General features: G+C 61.8%; 12 protein-coding genes. 6 read left to right on the plus strand and 6 right to left on the minus strand.

Going from position 1 to position 14,021, the window contains the following annotated elements:
* Positions 1–26 precede the first annotated feature (26 nt).
* The 3 genes from AB7783_RS19435 to AB7783_RS19445 are packed head-to-tail and all read right to left on the minus strand — an operon-like array spanning position 27 to position 2,937.
* The gene (locus AB7783_RS19435) at positions 27–1,358 is read right to left on the minus strand and encodes an FMN-binding glutamate synthase family protein (RefSeq protein WP_089265768.1); all 1,332 of its coding nucleotides are present in this window, start codon (positions 1,356–1,358) and stop codon (positions 27–29) included.
* Positions 1,358–2,044 (minus strand): protein glxC, encoded by a 687-nt coding sequence (locus AB7783_RS19440; protein ID WP_089265767.1) that lies wholly within the window; start codon positions 2,042–2,044, stop codon positions 1,358–1,360. The genes AB7783_RS19435 and AB7783_RS19440 overlap by 1 nt, the downstream gene beginning before the upstream one ends.
* On the minus strand, positions 2,044–2,937 hold the full coding sequence (locus tag AB7783_RS19445) for a class II glutamine amidotransferase (protein ID WP_441278530.1): 894 nt from the start codon (positions 2,935–2,937) through the stop codon (positions 2,044–2,046). Before AB7783_RS19445 ends, AB7783_RS19440 begins: the two co-directional genes overlap by 1 nt.
* 140 nt (positions 2,938–3,077) lie before the next feature.
* Between AB7783_RS19445 and AB7783_RS19450 the strand changes: the two genes are divergently transcribed.
* Positions 3,078–3,734 carry an XRE family transcriptional regulator gene (locus AB7783_RS19450; RefSeq protein WP_176454660.1) on the plus strand — a complete coding sequence of 219 codons (657 nt, stop codon included), beginning with the start codon at positions 3,078–3,080 and terminating at the stop codon, positions 3,732–3,734.
* A gap of 3 nt (positions 3,735–3,737) precedes the next feature.
* Here AB7783_RS19450 and AB7783_RS19455 read toward each other — a convergent pair whose 3' ends face one another.
* From AB7783_RS19455 to AB7783_RS19465, 3 genes are all read right to left on the minus strand, one after another.
* A complete protein-coding gene (locus AB7783_RS19455; RefSeq protein ID WP_441278531.1) occupies positions 3,738–4,700 on the minus strand; it encodes a GlxA family transcriptional regulator in 963 nt (320 codons plus the stop codon).
* A gap of 48 nt (positions 4,701–4,748) precedes the next feature.
* Positions 4,749–6,005 (minus strand): aminopeptidase, encoded by a 1,257-nt coding sequence (locus AB7783_RS19460; RefSeq protein ID WP_441278532.1) that lies wholly within the window; start codon positions 6,003–6,005, stop codon positions 4,749–4,751.
* A 94-nt stretch (positions 6,006–6,099) separates the two neighbouring features.
* Positions 6,100–6,336, minus strand: a complete 237-nt coding sequence (locus tag AB7783_RS19465; RefSeq protein WP_089265762.1) for a ribbon-helix-helix domain-containing protein — start codon at positions 6,334–6,336, stop codon at positions 6,100–6,102.
* A gap of 234 nt (positions 6,337–6,570) precedes the next feature.
* On the opposite strand from AB7783_RS19465, the gene AB7783_RS19470 reads away from it, so the two are divergent.
* The 5 genes from AB7783_RS19470 (at position 6,571) to AB7783_RS19490 (ending at position 14,016) form a co-directional block, all read left to right on the plus strand.
* Positions 6,571–8,118, plus strand: a complete 1,548-nt coding sequence (locus tag AB7783_RS19470) for a methyltransferase domain-containing protein (RefSeq protein ID WP_441278533.1) — start codon at positions 6,571–6,573, stop codon at positions 8,116–8,118.
* A 415-nt stretch (positions 8,119–8,533) separates the two neighbouring features.
* Entirely contained in the window at positions 8,534–11,011 is a 2,478-nt protein-coding gene (nirB, locus tag AB7783_RS19475; RefSeq protein ID WP_441278534.1) for a nitrite reductase large subunit NirB, read from the plus strand.
* Positions 11,012–11,013: 2 nt separating this feature from the next.
* On the plus strand, positions 11,014–11,358 hold the full coding sequence (gene nirD / locus AB7783_RS19480; RefSeq protein WP_441278535.1) for a nitrite reductase small subunit NirD: 345 nt from the start codon (positions 11,014–11,016) through the stop codon (positions 11,356–11,358).
* Positions 11,359–11,405: 47 nt separating this feature from the next.
* A complete protein-coding gene (locus tag AB7783_RS19485) occupies positions 11,406–12,227 on the plus strand; it encodes a formate/nitrite transporter family protein (protein WP_175367737.1) in 822 nt (273 codons plus the stop codon).
* A 70-nt stretch (positions 12,228–12,297) separates the two neighbouring features.
* On the plus strand, positions 12,298–14,016 hold the full coding sequence (locus tag AB7783_RS19490) for a protein kinase domain-containing protein (protein WP_441278536.1): 1,719 nt from the start codon (positions 12,298–12,300) through the stop codon (positions 14,014–14,016).
* Positions 14,017–14,021 lie beyond the last annotated feature (5 nt).

Consider the following 14,021-nt stretch of genomic DNA (forward strand, 5'->3'; position numbering starts at 1 on the left):
GAAGATCATCCAGCCATAATGGCTCGTTAGATATTGCTGCCGGGAATCCAGTTCGTTCCCGCGAGAGGGACCCTCGCCATGGCCGCCGACTCCATTGTCAGCGCCACCAGATCTTCCGGTTCGAGATTGTGGACGTGGCTCTTGCCGCAAGCGCGTGCGATGGTCTGCGCTTCCAGCGTCATCACAGAGAGATAGTTTGCGAGCTTGCGGCCGGCGATCACGGGATCGAGCCGCGCGGCCAGCAAAGGATCCTGCGTGGTGATGCCAGCGGGATCGCGGCCTTCATGCCAGTCATCATAGGCGCCGGCGGTGGTGCCGAGCTTCTGGTACTCGGCTTCCAGCGCCGGATCATTATCGCCGAGCGCGATCAGCGCGGCCGTGCCGATCGCCACCGCATCCGCGCCAAGCGCAAGACACTTGGCCACATCAGCGCCATTACGGATGCCGCCGGAGACGATGAGCTGCACCTTGCGATGCATGCCGAGATCCTGCAGCGCCTTCACCGCAGGCGGGATCGCGCACATCGTCGGCAGGCCGACATTCTCGATGAACACATCCTGCGTCGCAGCCGTCCCGCCCTGCATGCCGTCGAGCACGATGGCATCGGCGCCGGATTTCACCGCGAGCGCGATATCGTAATACGGGCGTGAGGCACCGACCTTCACGTAAATGGGGATATTCCAGTCGGTGATCTCGCGCAGTTCCTGGATCTTGATTTCGAGATCGTCGGGCCCGGTCCAGTCCGGATGCCGGCACGCCGAGCGCTGGTCGATGCCGACGGGCAGACGGCGCATGCCGGCGACGCGCTCGGTAATCTTCTGGCCGAGCAACATGCCGCCGCCACCGGGCTTGGCGCCCTGCCCGACCACGACTTCAATTGCATCGGCCTTACGCAGGTCGTCCGGATTCATGCCGTAACGCGACGGCAGCACCTGATAGACGAGCAGATCGGAATGACCACGCTCTTCCGGCGTCATGCCGCCGTCGCCTGTGGTGGTGGATGTGCCGACCGCCGATGCGCCGCGACCGAGCGCTTCCTTGGCGGGACCGGACAGCGCACCGAAGCTCATGCCAGCGATGGTGATTGGAATCTTCAGATGAATCGGCTTCTTGGCGAAACGCGCGCCGATGACGACATCGGTGGCGCATTTCTCCCGGTAACCTTCGAGGGGATAGCGGCTGATCGAGGCGCCAAGAAACAGCAGATCGTCGAAATGCGGCAGCTTGCGCTTGGCGCCGGCGCCGCGGATGTCATAGATGCCGGTCGCGGCCGCACGGCGAATTTCCGCAATGGCTGCATCATCGAAGGTCGCGGACTTGCGCGGCGGCGTATGGATCCAGCGGTCTTGCGCGCTCATCAGTATGATCCGACGTTATCGATGTGGAAGTGATAGAGCTTACGCGCCGAGCCGTAGCGCTTGAACTCGTCGGGGCTGACGCCTTCGACGCCGGCTTCATCGAGCAGCCGCCTCAACTCGGTCTTGTGTTCGTCCTTGAGCGGCTTCTCGATGCAATCCGCACCAAGGCTGGCGACGGAGCCGCGCACGAAGAGCTGCGCCTCATAGATGGAATCGCCGAGTGCCTCGCCGGCATCGCCGAGCACCACGAGCTTGCCGGCCTGCGCCATGAAGGCGGAGAGATGGCCGACCGAGCCCTTCACGACGATATCGATGCCCTTCATGGAGATGCCGCAACGCGCGGACGCATTGCCGTCGATCACCAGCAGGCCACCATTGCCGCTGGCGCCAGCAGCCTGCGAGGCATCGCCCGTGACATGGACGCGGCCCGACATCATGTTTTCGGCGACACCCTGCCCGGCATTGCCGCGCACGGTGACGCGCGCCTGCTTGTTCATACCGGCGCAGTAATAGCCGACGTGTCCGTCGATCTCGATCTCGACCGGAAAATCGAGACCGACCGCGATATTGTGCTGGCCGCGCGGATTGCTGACGGTCCAGTGCGTCGCGTTGGTGTTATCAGTCAGCGCATGCAGCGCGCTGTTGAGTTCGCGCAGCGGCGAGGACGCAAGATCAACCGAAGGCATCAGTGCCGCTCCCACAAATAAACTTTGGCGGGTTCGGGCTCCCAGACCTTGGCGACGTCGATTCCCGGCAGATCGACCAGCGCACGATATTCGGTGCCGAAGGCGACCCAGCGATCGGTCTCGGCCATCACGGCTGGCTTGCAGGCAATGGGATCGCGCAGCACACCGAATCCGGACTCGGTGCCGATCACGAATGTGTAGAAACCATCCAGCGCGGAGAGTGACGAGGTCATTGCATCCTGCAGCGATGCGCCTGCCGCCATCTGCGAGCTGATATAGCCGGCGGCCACTTCGGAATCGTTTTCGGTGCGGAACGTCATGCCCTGGCGGATCAACTCGCGGCGAACGTCATTGTGGTTCGACAACGAACCGTTATGCACGAGGCACTGGTCCGTGCCCGTGGTGAAGGGGTGCGCGCCATTGGTGGTCACTGCGGACTCAGTCGCCATGCGGGTGTGGCCGACGGCATGGGTGCCGGCCATCGCGTTCAGACCGAAGCGCTTGGCCACGTCAGCGGGCAGACCGACTTCCTTGAACACAGCCATGCGCTTGCCGCGCGCAACCATGTCGACGTCTTTCATGCCGAGGAGCACAGATGCGACAGCAGCCTCGCAATCGGTGGGAACGCTGATGACGGCGTGGGTATCGTGCACCTGATACGAAATCGGTGCGCCGGCGATTTTACCAAGCGATGCCATCAGTTCAGCAAAATCGAACGACGGCGCAGCGCGCAGCGTCAGCTTGATCTGTCCGGCATCGCCGTCGCCATAAACAGCAAAGCCTGCAGAGTCAGGGCCGCGATCGCTCAGCGCTTCCAGCATGCCGGAGAGCAACCCGCCTAATTCGGGGGCCAGCTTTTGATCTTTCAGAAACAGACCGGCAATGCCGCACATGGCTCGCGTCTCGCTCGTTGAATGCGCGTGGACCTTGCCCGAAACAAAACCGCCATGTCAACCACAGAGAAAATAGTTTTCCTGACAAGAAATATTGCTATTGTCGGGAAATCAACGCTGCAGGAAACGCCATCGTGAAAGTGAAACCGAAGAAAACGAAATCATCGCCCGCCCGCTCAAAGCTGGAGGAGCTGCGCACCGGTTCGAACGCGCCGCTGGAAGTCGGTGGCTCCCTGGAATCCAAGATCGGCAATGAAGTGCGGCAGCTCCGCAAGGAGCTGGAGCTGACAGTGGCCGAGCTCAGCACATCGGCGGGCATCTCGACCGGCATGTTGTCGAAGATCGAGACCGGCAGCATCTCCGCATCGCTGGGGACGTTGAATGCACTCTCGAAAGCGCTCAACGTGCCGATCTCCAGATTCTTTCGCGAGACCGAGGAAGAGCGCGATTGCTCCTTCGTGAAGGCCGGCACAGGCGTCAAGATCGAACGCCGCGGCACCAAGTCCGGTCATCACTATCAACTGCTCGGCCAGTCGATCCACGGCGAGCTCGGCGTCGAGCCCTATCTGATCACGCTGAACGAGGATGCCGAGGCCTATAGTAACTTCCGTCACGCCGGTGTCGAGATGATCTACATGCTGACAGGCAAGGTGCGCTATCGCCATGCCGACCAGACCTATCTGATGGAGCCCGGCGACACGCTGTTCTTCGACGCCGCCGCGCGGCACGGGCCTGAGGAACTCGTGAAAGCACCGATGACGTATCTGTCTGTGATTATTTATCCGCGGCGGAGCTAGGCCTCACTTCGCTTTGCTCTTCCCCGGCATCCGGTCCTGCGACGGTGGCACGTCGAAGGCCCGCCGATACATCCGTGCGAAATGGCTGGCGCTGGCGAAGCCGCATTCGGCCGAGATCTCGACCACCGGTATGCTGGTCTGCTGTAACAGCGCGCGGGCCTTGGCGAGACGCAGGCTCAGGTAATGCTGCTCGATGGTTACGCCGAGATGCGCGGTGAACAGCCGCTCAAGCTGTCGCACGGACACGCCGGCCATTTTTGCCAGCTCGTCGCGCGGCGCAGGGCTGGCCAGACGCCGTTCCATCACGGCGATCGCCGAGAGCACGGCGCGATTGCTGGTGCCGAGGCGCTCGCGCAATGAAATGCGCTGGCTGTCGTCGCCGAGACGCACGGCGGTTTGCAGAAACCAGTCACTGACTTTCGCTGCCAGTGCCTGGCCGTGATCGCGGCGGATGATGGCATGCATCATGTCGAGCGCGGCCACACCACCGGCACAGGTGAGCCGGTTGCTATCGATCTCGAACAGCGTACGCGTCGGCTCGATCTCGGGAAAGGCTTCGATGAACGCATCGAGATGCTCCCAATGGATCGTGCAGCGAACGCCATCGAGTATGCCGGCCTTGGCCAGAATGAACGGCCCACCGGAGACGCCGCCGATAGCGCAGCCCGAGCGCGCGAGGCGACGTAGCCACGCCAGCGGCTTGGCATCATCGAAACCAGCGGGATTGCCGCCGGCACAAACCAGCACCGTGTCGTAACGCACGCTGTCGGCAATGGTGTGATCGGACGCCACCGACAATCCGTTCGACGCCAGGATCGCGTCGGCGCCGGTCGAGATCTGCAGCCACTGATACAGTTTCTTGCCGGCCAGCACATTGGCGGCGCGCAGCGGTTCGATCGCCGAGGCGAAGGACATCAGCGCGAAGCCGTCGATCAGGAGAAAGCCGACGCGGTGGGGCTGGGCCATAGATTTGAAGACTCAATTTCCGCGCCCATTCAGATCATAGCTGCAGCGTTACGCCCACTCGCCCTTGCGGAACACCGGCACGCGAAGGCCGTCGGTGTGGACACCATCGATGTCGATCCCGCCGGAGCCGATCATCCAGTCGATATGGATGAAGCTCTTGTTGCCGCCCTGCGCCGCGATCTGCTCGGGCGTGAGATCGCCGCCATTGACGAAGCACTTCGAATAGCACTGGCCGAGCGCGATATGGCAGGCAGCATTCTCGTCGAACAGCGTGTTGTAGAACAACAATCCGCTGGCCGAGATCGGCGACGAATGCGGCACCAGCGCCACTTCGCCGAGCCGACGCGAGCCTTCGTCGGTGTCGAGCACCTTGTTGAGCACTTCCTCGCCGCGTGAGGCCTTCGCCTCGACGATCTTGCCGTCCTCGAATCGCACGGCAATGTCGTCGATCAGCGTGCCTTGATAGGATAGCGGCTTGGTCGAGCGGACATGGCCGTTGACACGCGCGGCATGCGGCGTCGTGAAGACTTCCTCGGTCGGGATATTGGCGTTGCAGATGATGCCGTTCTTGGCGGTCGACGCGCCGCCTTCCCATTCATGGCCGTCGGCAAGACCCACCACGAGATCGGTGCCCGGCCCGATGAAATGCAGCGCGTGGAAGCGCTGCGCGTTCAGCCATTCGGTGCGGCTGCGCAGCGCCGCATTGTGCTTGGCCCAGGCGGCGATGGGATCGGCATTGTCGACGCGCGACGCCGCGAAGATCGCATCCGCAAGCTTCTGCACGGCAACGTCGTCCTCATCGCCGGGAAACACCTGCTTGGCCCAGGACAGCGTGGGATAAGCGATGATATTCCAGTTGATGTCGAAGCCGGCGATCTTCTGCAGCGCCGGCTGATAGGCGATGGAATTCGCCTTGCTGGCGCGCGACACCTTGGCGGGGTCTTCGTTGGACAGCAGCATCGGATTGTCGCCGACGATGGCGAGGCGCGCCGTGTTGTTGCCGAGCGCTTTGGCCATGCCCTCATAGAGCCAGCCGGCGGCGCGATCGAACGACACATCGTGGCCGTAGCGGTAGCGCGCCAACGTCATCTCTTCATCGGAGAAAAACGGCGTCACCAGACCTGCGCCGGCCTTGTAGGCATGTTCAGCGATCTTGCGCACCAGCGGCAGCGCCGCGGCGGGGCCGGTCAGCAGTAGATCCTGCCCCGGCGTAAGTTGCAGCCCAACTTTCACGGCGACTTCGGCCAGACGGTCGAGCTTCACGGGATCGATGGGGGTGGACAAATTGCGCTGGTGAACGGTCATGCAGAGGCCCTGACTGATGTGGAAGTGGCTGGACCGAATGTAGGCGCAGATGCGCCTTGCCGCCAGCCGGTCCGCCGCAGGGCTTACCGGACGCCTACGACAGCCCGGACTGCGGGACGAGGGCCTGGTAATGGGCCAGCGCGTAAAGCCTGATCGCCGAGGACAGGTTGTTCTGCTGTCGGTTCTTGTCGATCTCGCCGACGAGCTGCGACATCGTGATCCGGCGCATGCCGGCGATCTCCTTCAGCGCCGTCCAGAACGCCTCTTCGAGGCTGACGCTTGTCTTGTGTCCGGCGACGACGATCGATCGCTTTACGACGGGTGATTTCACCGCGCCTCCTCCATTTCATTTCCGCCCAGTGGTCGTTTTTCTTTCAGGACAGCTTATACGGATTGGAACCCGCGGCAACAGATCAGATGATGCGACCTTAGACGACTACGCATCGCGCAACCTGATATCAGAAACACAACCTCTGCGGCACAATCGCTACCTTGTTTTCGCGGCGCGCATTGAGCAGAAGCAGCATAGTGCACAACTTCGGATTCGACCTTCCTGACTGACTCGATGGATTCCACTACGCTCGCACTTCCGGACGCCCAGCACGCCGCCGATCAGATCGATCGCTGGATGAAGGAGCACGCCGTCTTCGCGCTGCTGATGGAGCAATCCGACAACGCATGTTCTGTGCTGCGGCAGTTTGCAACGATCAACCGCAACCATGGCCAGCATGACGTCGCTATCGACGCGCTTCTTGCTGCACTTGCACTGATGCCGACGGACGTCACCGCCTGGCGTGAGCTCGCGACGGACTATCAATTGAGCGGTCGCGACGAACTGGCGGAAGCAAGTGCGTTGCGCGCGCTCGCCATCGATCCGGACCACGCGACGACATGGCTGCAATATGCGAGCCTCGCCTACCGGCTGCAGCGTATCAATGATGCTGAAGCGGCCTATCTGCGCGCTCTGTCGGGCGATGCCTCGCTTGGCGACGCTCATCTCGGCCTGGGCGTGCTGTATCTCGGCTCCCACCGTCCGGAGCAGGCGATCATGCATCTGCAACACGCACTATCCTGGGGCGGCATCGATGCGGTCGCGCATCTTTGCCTCGGACAGGCCTTCTACATGGCCGGCCGGTTTGGCGAGAGCGCCGATGCCTTGGCAACCGCAAACGGCTTTGTGCCACTGGAAGGCGTCACACTACGTCTCTACGCCCGTGCGCGTACCTTTGCCTCGATGCTGGACGGCGGCATTCAGGGCGCCATCACCCGCTACCCGACGCTTGCCGGACAAGAGACCGAACCACTGGACGAGGTCTTGCGCACAGCATTCGCGTTGTTCAGCGCCTATGGCATGAATGAAGCCGCTGCCACGGTCGGACGCCTGCGACTGGAAGGCCGGCCGGACGATCCCGTGCAGCGCTACTTGCTGGATGCCGTCGGTGGACGGACACATGATCGCGCACCAGCGGCCTACGTCGAATCGCATTTCGACGAATTCGCCGAGGGCTTCGACAGCAAGCTTGTGGACATTCTTGGCTACAAGGTGCCGCAGCAACTCGCCGATATGGTTGCGTCCTGCCGACCGACACTTGCGACCATTCTGGATCTCGGCTGCGGAACGGGGTTGGCCGCAGAGCCACTCAGGCGGTTCGGCGCGCGGCTGACCGGCATCGACCTGTCGGAGAAGATGCTCGCCATCGCAACACGGCGGAACGCCTATCACGACCTTATCAAGGCCGATGTCGTGAGCTATCTCGCGGACAGCCCGCGCAGCTTCGATCTCGTCTTCGCTGCCGATCTTCTGATCTATCTCGGCCGGCTGGAAGAACTCATCGGCCTGATTGCGCGCGCGCTCCCTGCGGGTGGCCTCTTCGCAGCAAGCATCGAGGGCGCGGGTCACGGCGACTTCACGTTGCTCTCGTCAGGAAGGTTCGCCCATAGCGAGACATATTTCGAAACCTGCGCCGCGACGAACTTCGAAATCGTATGCAAGGAGAATTCCGAGCTGCGCCTCGAAGCAGGGCGCCCTGCCCTCGGCACGCTTTATGTGCTGCGTCGCCGTGCCCGGCCGAGCACCGAGAACGGCCAGCTCACCACCGCAACGATCCTCTAATAAATTGACGAGATCTTCGCCAGGCGCGCGTCGGTCGTCGAGCCTGTGGTCTGCACAGATCGGGAGCCATCTCGAACCTGCAGCGCACCGCACAAGATTTAATCATCTGCCTAGGAAATCAGTAACGCCGCTCGTTTTAATGGCACGACTGATCTGCGACAGCCGAGCTCATTTAGAAATAGTCGAAAAATCAGAATGTTAGACGACAGGTACGTTGGCACGCCATTTGCTAATAATATCTACGTCAATGATGACCGCCGTCCGCCGGATGCTGAAACCGCTGCTGGTTTCAAGCGCAGGGACACAGCTCGCTTCCTGATTGTCAGGTGCGAAGCGGTCATCGTGACTCCATCCCTACCGGGCTTGGTGAGCGAGTTCCTGTTTCCGATCGGCAGCGGTCCAAACAGGTTTGCACATGCTCGATCAACCGAACGCAAAGAAGCAGAAGCTCGTCATCCTCGGCAACGGCATGGCCGCCGGCCGCGTCATGGACGAGCTGTTCGCACGCGCACCAGACCGCTACGACGTAGTGGTGTTCGGCGCGGAGCCGCGTGTTAATTACGACCGCATCATGCTGTCGCCGGTGCTCTCCGGCGAGAAGGCATATGACGACATTCTGATTCACACCGATGAGTGGTATGCGACCAACAAGGTTGATCTCAGGCGCGGCGAACTCGTCGTCGCGATCGATCGCGTTGCGAAAACCGTCACCACACAGTCCGGCGCGGTCGAGACTTATGACACGCTGATTATCGCAACCGGCTCGAAGCCGATCCTCATTCCGGTACCCGGCGCGGAACTGCCCGGCGTCGTCACCTATCGCGATCTCGACGACGTCAACTTGATGCTCGATGCAGCCGGCAAGGGCGGCCACGCTGTCGTCATCGGCGGCGGCTTGCTCGGCCTCGAGGCCGCAGCCGGCCTGGCTATGCGCGGCATGACAACAACCGTTGTCCATCTGATGCCAACACTGATGGAGCGCCAACTCGATCCCAATGCCGCTTATCTGTTGCAAAAGGCGATCGAGGCGCGCGGCATCGAGGTGCTGACCGGAGCCAACACAGCAGCCATCCTCGGTGACACATGTGTCGAGTCAGTCCGGCTCGACGATGGTCGGACCCTACCGGCCGATCTCGTCGTGATGGCGGTCGGCATCCGCCCGAACACCGCACTCGCCAAGCTAGCCGACCTCAACGTCAAGCGCGGCATCGTCGTGGACGATCATCTGCGGACCAGCGACGACAACATCTATGCGGTCGGCGAATGCGTTGAGCATCGCGGCCAGTGCTACGGCCTTGTCGCGCCCCTGTATGACATGGCGAAGACCCTCGCGGCGACCCTCGCCGGCGAAACCGTGGACGGCTATATCGGCTCGACCACCTCGACCAAGCTGAAAGTCACCGGCGTAGATCTGTTCTCGGCCGGCGATTTCGCCGAAGGCGACGTCAAGGACGAGATCGTGCTACGCGATCCTGCCCGCGGCATCTACAAGCGTGTCGTCTTGCGCGACGACCGCATCATCGGCGCGGTGCTCTATGGCGATACGGCCGACGGCTCGTGGTATTTCGACCTCCTCAAAAAGAACGTCGATATCGGCGCCATGCGCAACGCGCTGATCCTCGGCCAGGCCTATCAGGGCGGCGTTGCCCTCGATCCGGTCGCTGCTGTCGCAGCGCTGTCCGACGATGCCGAAATCTGCGGCTGCAACGGCGTGTGCAAGGGCGCGATCACCCAGGCGATCGCCGCACACGGCCTCACCACCCTCGACGATGTGCGCGCCCGCACCAAGGCATCGGCCTCCTGCGGCCAATGCACGGCGAAGGTGGAATCGCTGCTCGCGGCCACGCTCGGCGACAATTACTCCGCCGCCGGCCGCAAGCCGATGTGCAAATGCACCGACCTCACCCATAGCGAAGTCCGTGGCTTCATTCTCTCGAAGGAGTTGAAGTCCGTTCCCGCCGTGATGCAGGAACTGGCGTGGAAAACCTCTTGCGGCTGTCCGTCCTGCCGCCCGGCGCTGAACTATTATCTACTCTGCGCGTGGCCGGGCGAATATGCCGATGATGCGCAGTCGCGCTACATCAACGAGCGCGTCCACGCCAACATCCAGAAAGACGGCACCTTCTCCGTTGTGCCGCGCATGTGGGGCGGCCTGACCACTCCTGACGAATTGCGCGCCATCGCCGACGTCGCCGACCGCTTCAAGATTCCGACGGTGAAAGTCACCGGCGGCCAACGCATCGATCTGCTGGGCGTGCGGAAGGAAGACCTGCCCGCGGTGTGGGCGCAGCTCAACAGTGCGGGCCTCGTCTCCGGCGCAGCCTATGCCAAGGGCCTGCGCACCGTGAAGACCTGCGTCGGCTCCGAATGGTGCCGCTTCGGCACGCAGGATTCGACCGGTCTCGGCGTCAAGCTCGAACGTTTCATGTGCGGCTCATGGGCGCCTGCGAAAGTGAAGCTCGGCGTCTCCGGCTGCCCGCGCAACTGCGCGGAATCCACGGTGAAGGACATCGGCGTGATCTGCGTCGAATCCGGCTACGACATCCACATCGCCGGTGCGGCAGGCCTGCATGTCCGCCAGACCGATCTGCTTGGCCATGTCGATACGGAGGACGAGGCGATCGAATACATCGCCGCCTTCATGCAGATGTACCGCGAGGAAGCGGGCTATCTCGAACGCGTCTGGAAGTGGGTCGAAAATGCCGGCCTCGACAAGGTACGCGCGGCAATCATGGATGACGCCGACAACCGTCGCGCGCTGCTGGCGCGCTTCGAGAAATCACAGCGCGCGGTCCGCAGGGATCCCTGGGCCGAACGCGCCGCCGGCCGCGAACAGCATGAATTTACGCCGCTCGCAACACTCAACTCGATTATAGCCGTCCCGGCAGAATGAACATGACAATGGTCCCATCCAACGACTTCTGGTTCGACGTCGGCCCACTGCGCGCGATCCCGCAACGCGGCGCGCGCACGGTGAAGACTCCTCGGCGCGAGATCGCGGTATTCCGCACTGCCAGCGACGAGGTGTTTGCGCTGGAAAATCGCTGCCCGCACAAGGGCGGTCCACTCAGCGAAGGCATCGTGCACGGTCGCAAGGTCGCCTGCCCGCTGCATAACTGGATCATCAATCTCGATGATGGAGAAGCCGCGGGTGCTGACAAGGGCTGCGCGCGCAGCTTCCCGGTCAAGCTCGAGAACGGCCGCATCTATCTCAATATGAGCGTCGCCGCCGCCCCATAGGTGCACGCCACATCAACCGACCCCGCTCCAAAGAAAGTTTTCAAGTAATGGCCTATCTCGTCCCTTCAGAATTCGTGACCAAAATGGTGGATGCCGGCGAATCCAAGATTTTCATGTCCACGCGCGACACCATCATCCGCGCCTTCATGGCCGGCGCTATCCTCGCACTCGCCGCGGTGTTTGCCGTCACCGTCACGGTGCAAACAGGCTATCCGATCATCGGCGCGATCCTCTTCCCGGTCGGCTTCTGCATGCTCTATCTGCTCGGCTTCGACCTGCTCACAGGCGTCTTCGTGCTGACGCCTCTGGCGTTGCTCGACAAGCGCCCCGGCGTCACTGTCGGCGGCGTACTGCGCAATTGGGGGCTCGTCTTCATCGGCAACTTCATGGGTGCGATCATCGTCGCCATCATGATGTCAATCGTGTTTACCTTCGGCTTCTCGACGCCGCCGGACAAGGTGGGTCAAGTGATCGGCCATATCGGCGAAGGCCGCACGCTCGGCTATGCGCAGTATGGCGCAGCCGGCATGCTGACGCTGTTCATCCGCGGCATGCTCTGCAACTGGATGGTCTCAACCGGCGTGGTCGGCGCGATGATCTCAACAACCGTCAGCGGCAAAGTCATCGCGATGTGGATGCCGGTCATGGTCTTCTTCGCGATGACGTTCGAGCATTCGATCGTCAACATGTTCCTGTTCCCTGCCGGCCTGATGCTCGGCGGCAAGTTCACGATCATGGATTACATCATCTGGAACGAGATTCCGACCGTGCTCGGCAACCTCATTGGCGGTCTTACCTTCACCGGCCTAACGCTGTATGCAACACACATCAAGACAGCTCCGAAGCGCGTTGCTAGTCTCGCCCGCTAGGCCGCCCCGCAATCCTCGCAACACGACGCCCCGGCTTCTCCAGCTGGGGCGTCCTCTTAGTGCGTGACCCATGCCGCGTGAACTAACGATCTCGGTCGGCCGATATTCGGACAAGGGCCGCAAGGACATCAATCAGGATTTCCACGGCGCCCTGATTCCGACCGAGCCGCTGTTGAGCCTCAAAGGCATTGCCGTCGTTATCGCCGACGGCATCAGCAGCAGCGCGGTCAGCGGCGAAGCCAGCGAATCTGCGGTCAAATCGTTTCTCACTGACTATTACTGCACATCCGAATCTTGGTCGGTGAAGACATCGGCGCAACGCGTCATCGCTGCGACCAATTCGTGGCTGCAATCCCAGACCCAGCGCGGCCGCTACCATTACGACAAGGATCGCGGCTATGTCTGTACGCTGAGTGCAATGGTGATACGCGCACGCGCAGCGCACCTCTTTCATGTCGGCGATTCCCGCATCTATCGCGTATCGGACCGCGCACTCGAGCAACTTACCACCGACCATCGCGTCGTAATCTCATCCGAGCAGAGCTACCTCGCCCGCGCGCTTGGCGTGAACCCGCAAATCGAGATCGACTATCAGGTGCTGCAGATCGACGACGGCGATGTCTTCATCCTCGCCACCGACGGCGTCTATGATTTCGTTGGGGCGCGCTTCATCACTTCGGCGATCGCCGATCACGCCGACGATCTCGACGCTGCCGCGAGGCTGATCGTCGACGAGGCCTATGCACAGAACAGCCCGGACAACCTCACCGTACAGATCGTGCGGATAGATGCGGTGCCGGATGGTGAGGCCAGCGACATTCTGATGCCGCAATTGCCGCTGCCGCCACTGCTCGAAGCTCGCGCGGTGTTCGACGGCTACAGGATCGTGCGCGAACTTCATGGCAGCAGCCGTAGCCACATCTATCTCGCGATCGATCTGGAGAGCGGCGAACAGGTTGTCATCAAGATTCCGTCGATCGATCTGCGCGACGACCCGGTCTATCTCAAGCGGTTCATGATCGAGGAATGGGTGGCGCGGCGCATCGATAGTCCGCATGTGCTGAAGCCGTGCCGACAGTCGCGCAAGCGCAACTACCTCTACATCGTCGCCGAATTCATCGAAGGCCAGACGCTGAAGCAGTGGATGCTCGACAATCCGAAGCCGGATTTGGAAACCGTGCGCGGCATCACCGAGCAGATCGCACGCGGCTTGCAGGCGTTCCATCGGATGGAGATGATCCATCAGGACATTCGGCCAGACAATATCATGATCGACAAGACGGGCACGGTGAAGATCATCGATTTTGGTTCGACCCGCGTCAACGGCGTCGCCGAAGCTGATTCACCCGGCAAGCACAGCGACATTCTCGGCACGCCGCAATACACCGCACCCGAGTTGTTTTTCGGCAAGCGCGCCACATCGCAATCCGACCTCTATGCGCTTGGGACCCTCACCTATCAGATGCTGTCCGGGACGCTGCCTTACGGAGCGGAGGTCGCGAAGGCTACGAATACCGCGCAGCACCGCAAGTTGCGCTATCGATCGCTGCTCAACAATGTCAGCGACATCCCTGAATGGATCGACGGCGTGTTGCGCAAGGCCGTGCACCCTGACCCGGCGAAACGCTATGACGAACTCTCCGAGTATATTTACGACCTGCGTAATCCGAAGGCGGAATTTCTCAATCCGCCGACCGTGCCGCTCCTGGAGCGCAATCCGAACATGGTATGGAAGGGCCTGTCGCTGCTGCTCACCATAGCTGTCGTTGTCTTGCTGGCGAGGCGCTAAAGGCA

This window comes from Tardiphaga sp. 172_B4_N1_3, from assembly GCF_052076035.1.
Lineage (GTDB): Bacteria > Pseudomonadota > Alphaproteobacteria > Rhizobiales > Xanthobacteraceae > Tardiphaga > Tardiphaga robiniae.

Excerpts from the sequence above, each read along its gene's own strand:
- AB7783_RS19435 (WP_089265768.1), bottom strand. The coding sequence starts at position 1,358 with ATGAGCGCGCAAGACCGCTGGATCCATACGCCGCCGCGCAAGTCCGCG.
- AB7783_RS19440 (WP_089265767.1), bottom strand. The coding sequence starts at position 2,044 with ATGCCTTCGGTTGATCTTGCGTCCTCGCCGCTGCGCGAACTCAACAGC.
- AB7783_RS19445 (WP_441278530.1), bottom strand. The coding sequence starts at position 2,937 with ATGTGCGGCATTGCCGGTCTGTTTCTGAAAGATCAAAAGCTGGCCCCC.
- AB7783_RS19455 (WP_441278531.1), bottom strand. The coding sequence starts at position 4,700 with ATGGCCCAGCCCCACCGCGTCGGCTTTCTCCTGATCGACGGCTTCGCG.
- AB7783_RS19460 (WP_441278532.1), bottom strand. The coding sequence starts at position 6,005 with ATGACCGTTCACCAGCGCAATTTGTCCACCCCCATCGATCCCGTGAAG.
- AB7783_RS19470 (WP_441278533.1), top strand. The coding sequence starts at position 6,571 with ATGGATTCCACTACGCTCGCACTTCCGGACGCCCAGCACGCCGCCGAT.
- nirB (WP_441278534.1), top strand. The coding sequence starts at position 8,534 with ATGCTCGATCAACCGAACGCAAAGAAGCAGAAGCTCGTCATCCTCGGC.
- nirD (WP_441278535.1), top strand. The coding sequence starts at position 11,014 with ATGACAATGGTCCCATCCAACGACTTCTGGTTCGACGTCGGCCCACTG.
- AB7783_RS19485 (WP_175367737.1), top strand. The coding sequence starts at position 11,406 with ATGGCCTATCTCGTCCCTTCAGAATTCGTGACCAAAATGGTGGATGCC.
- AB7783_RS19490 (WP_441278536.1), top strand. The coding sequence starts at position 12,298 with ATGCCGCGTGAACTAACGATCTCGGTCGGCCGATATTCGGACAAGGGC.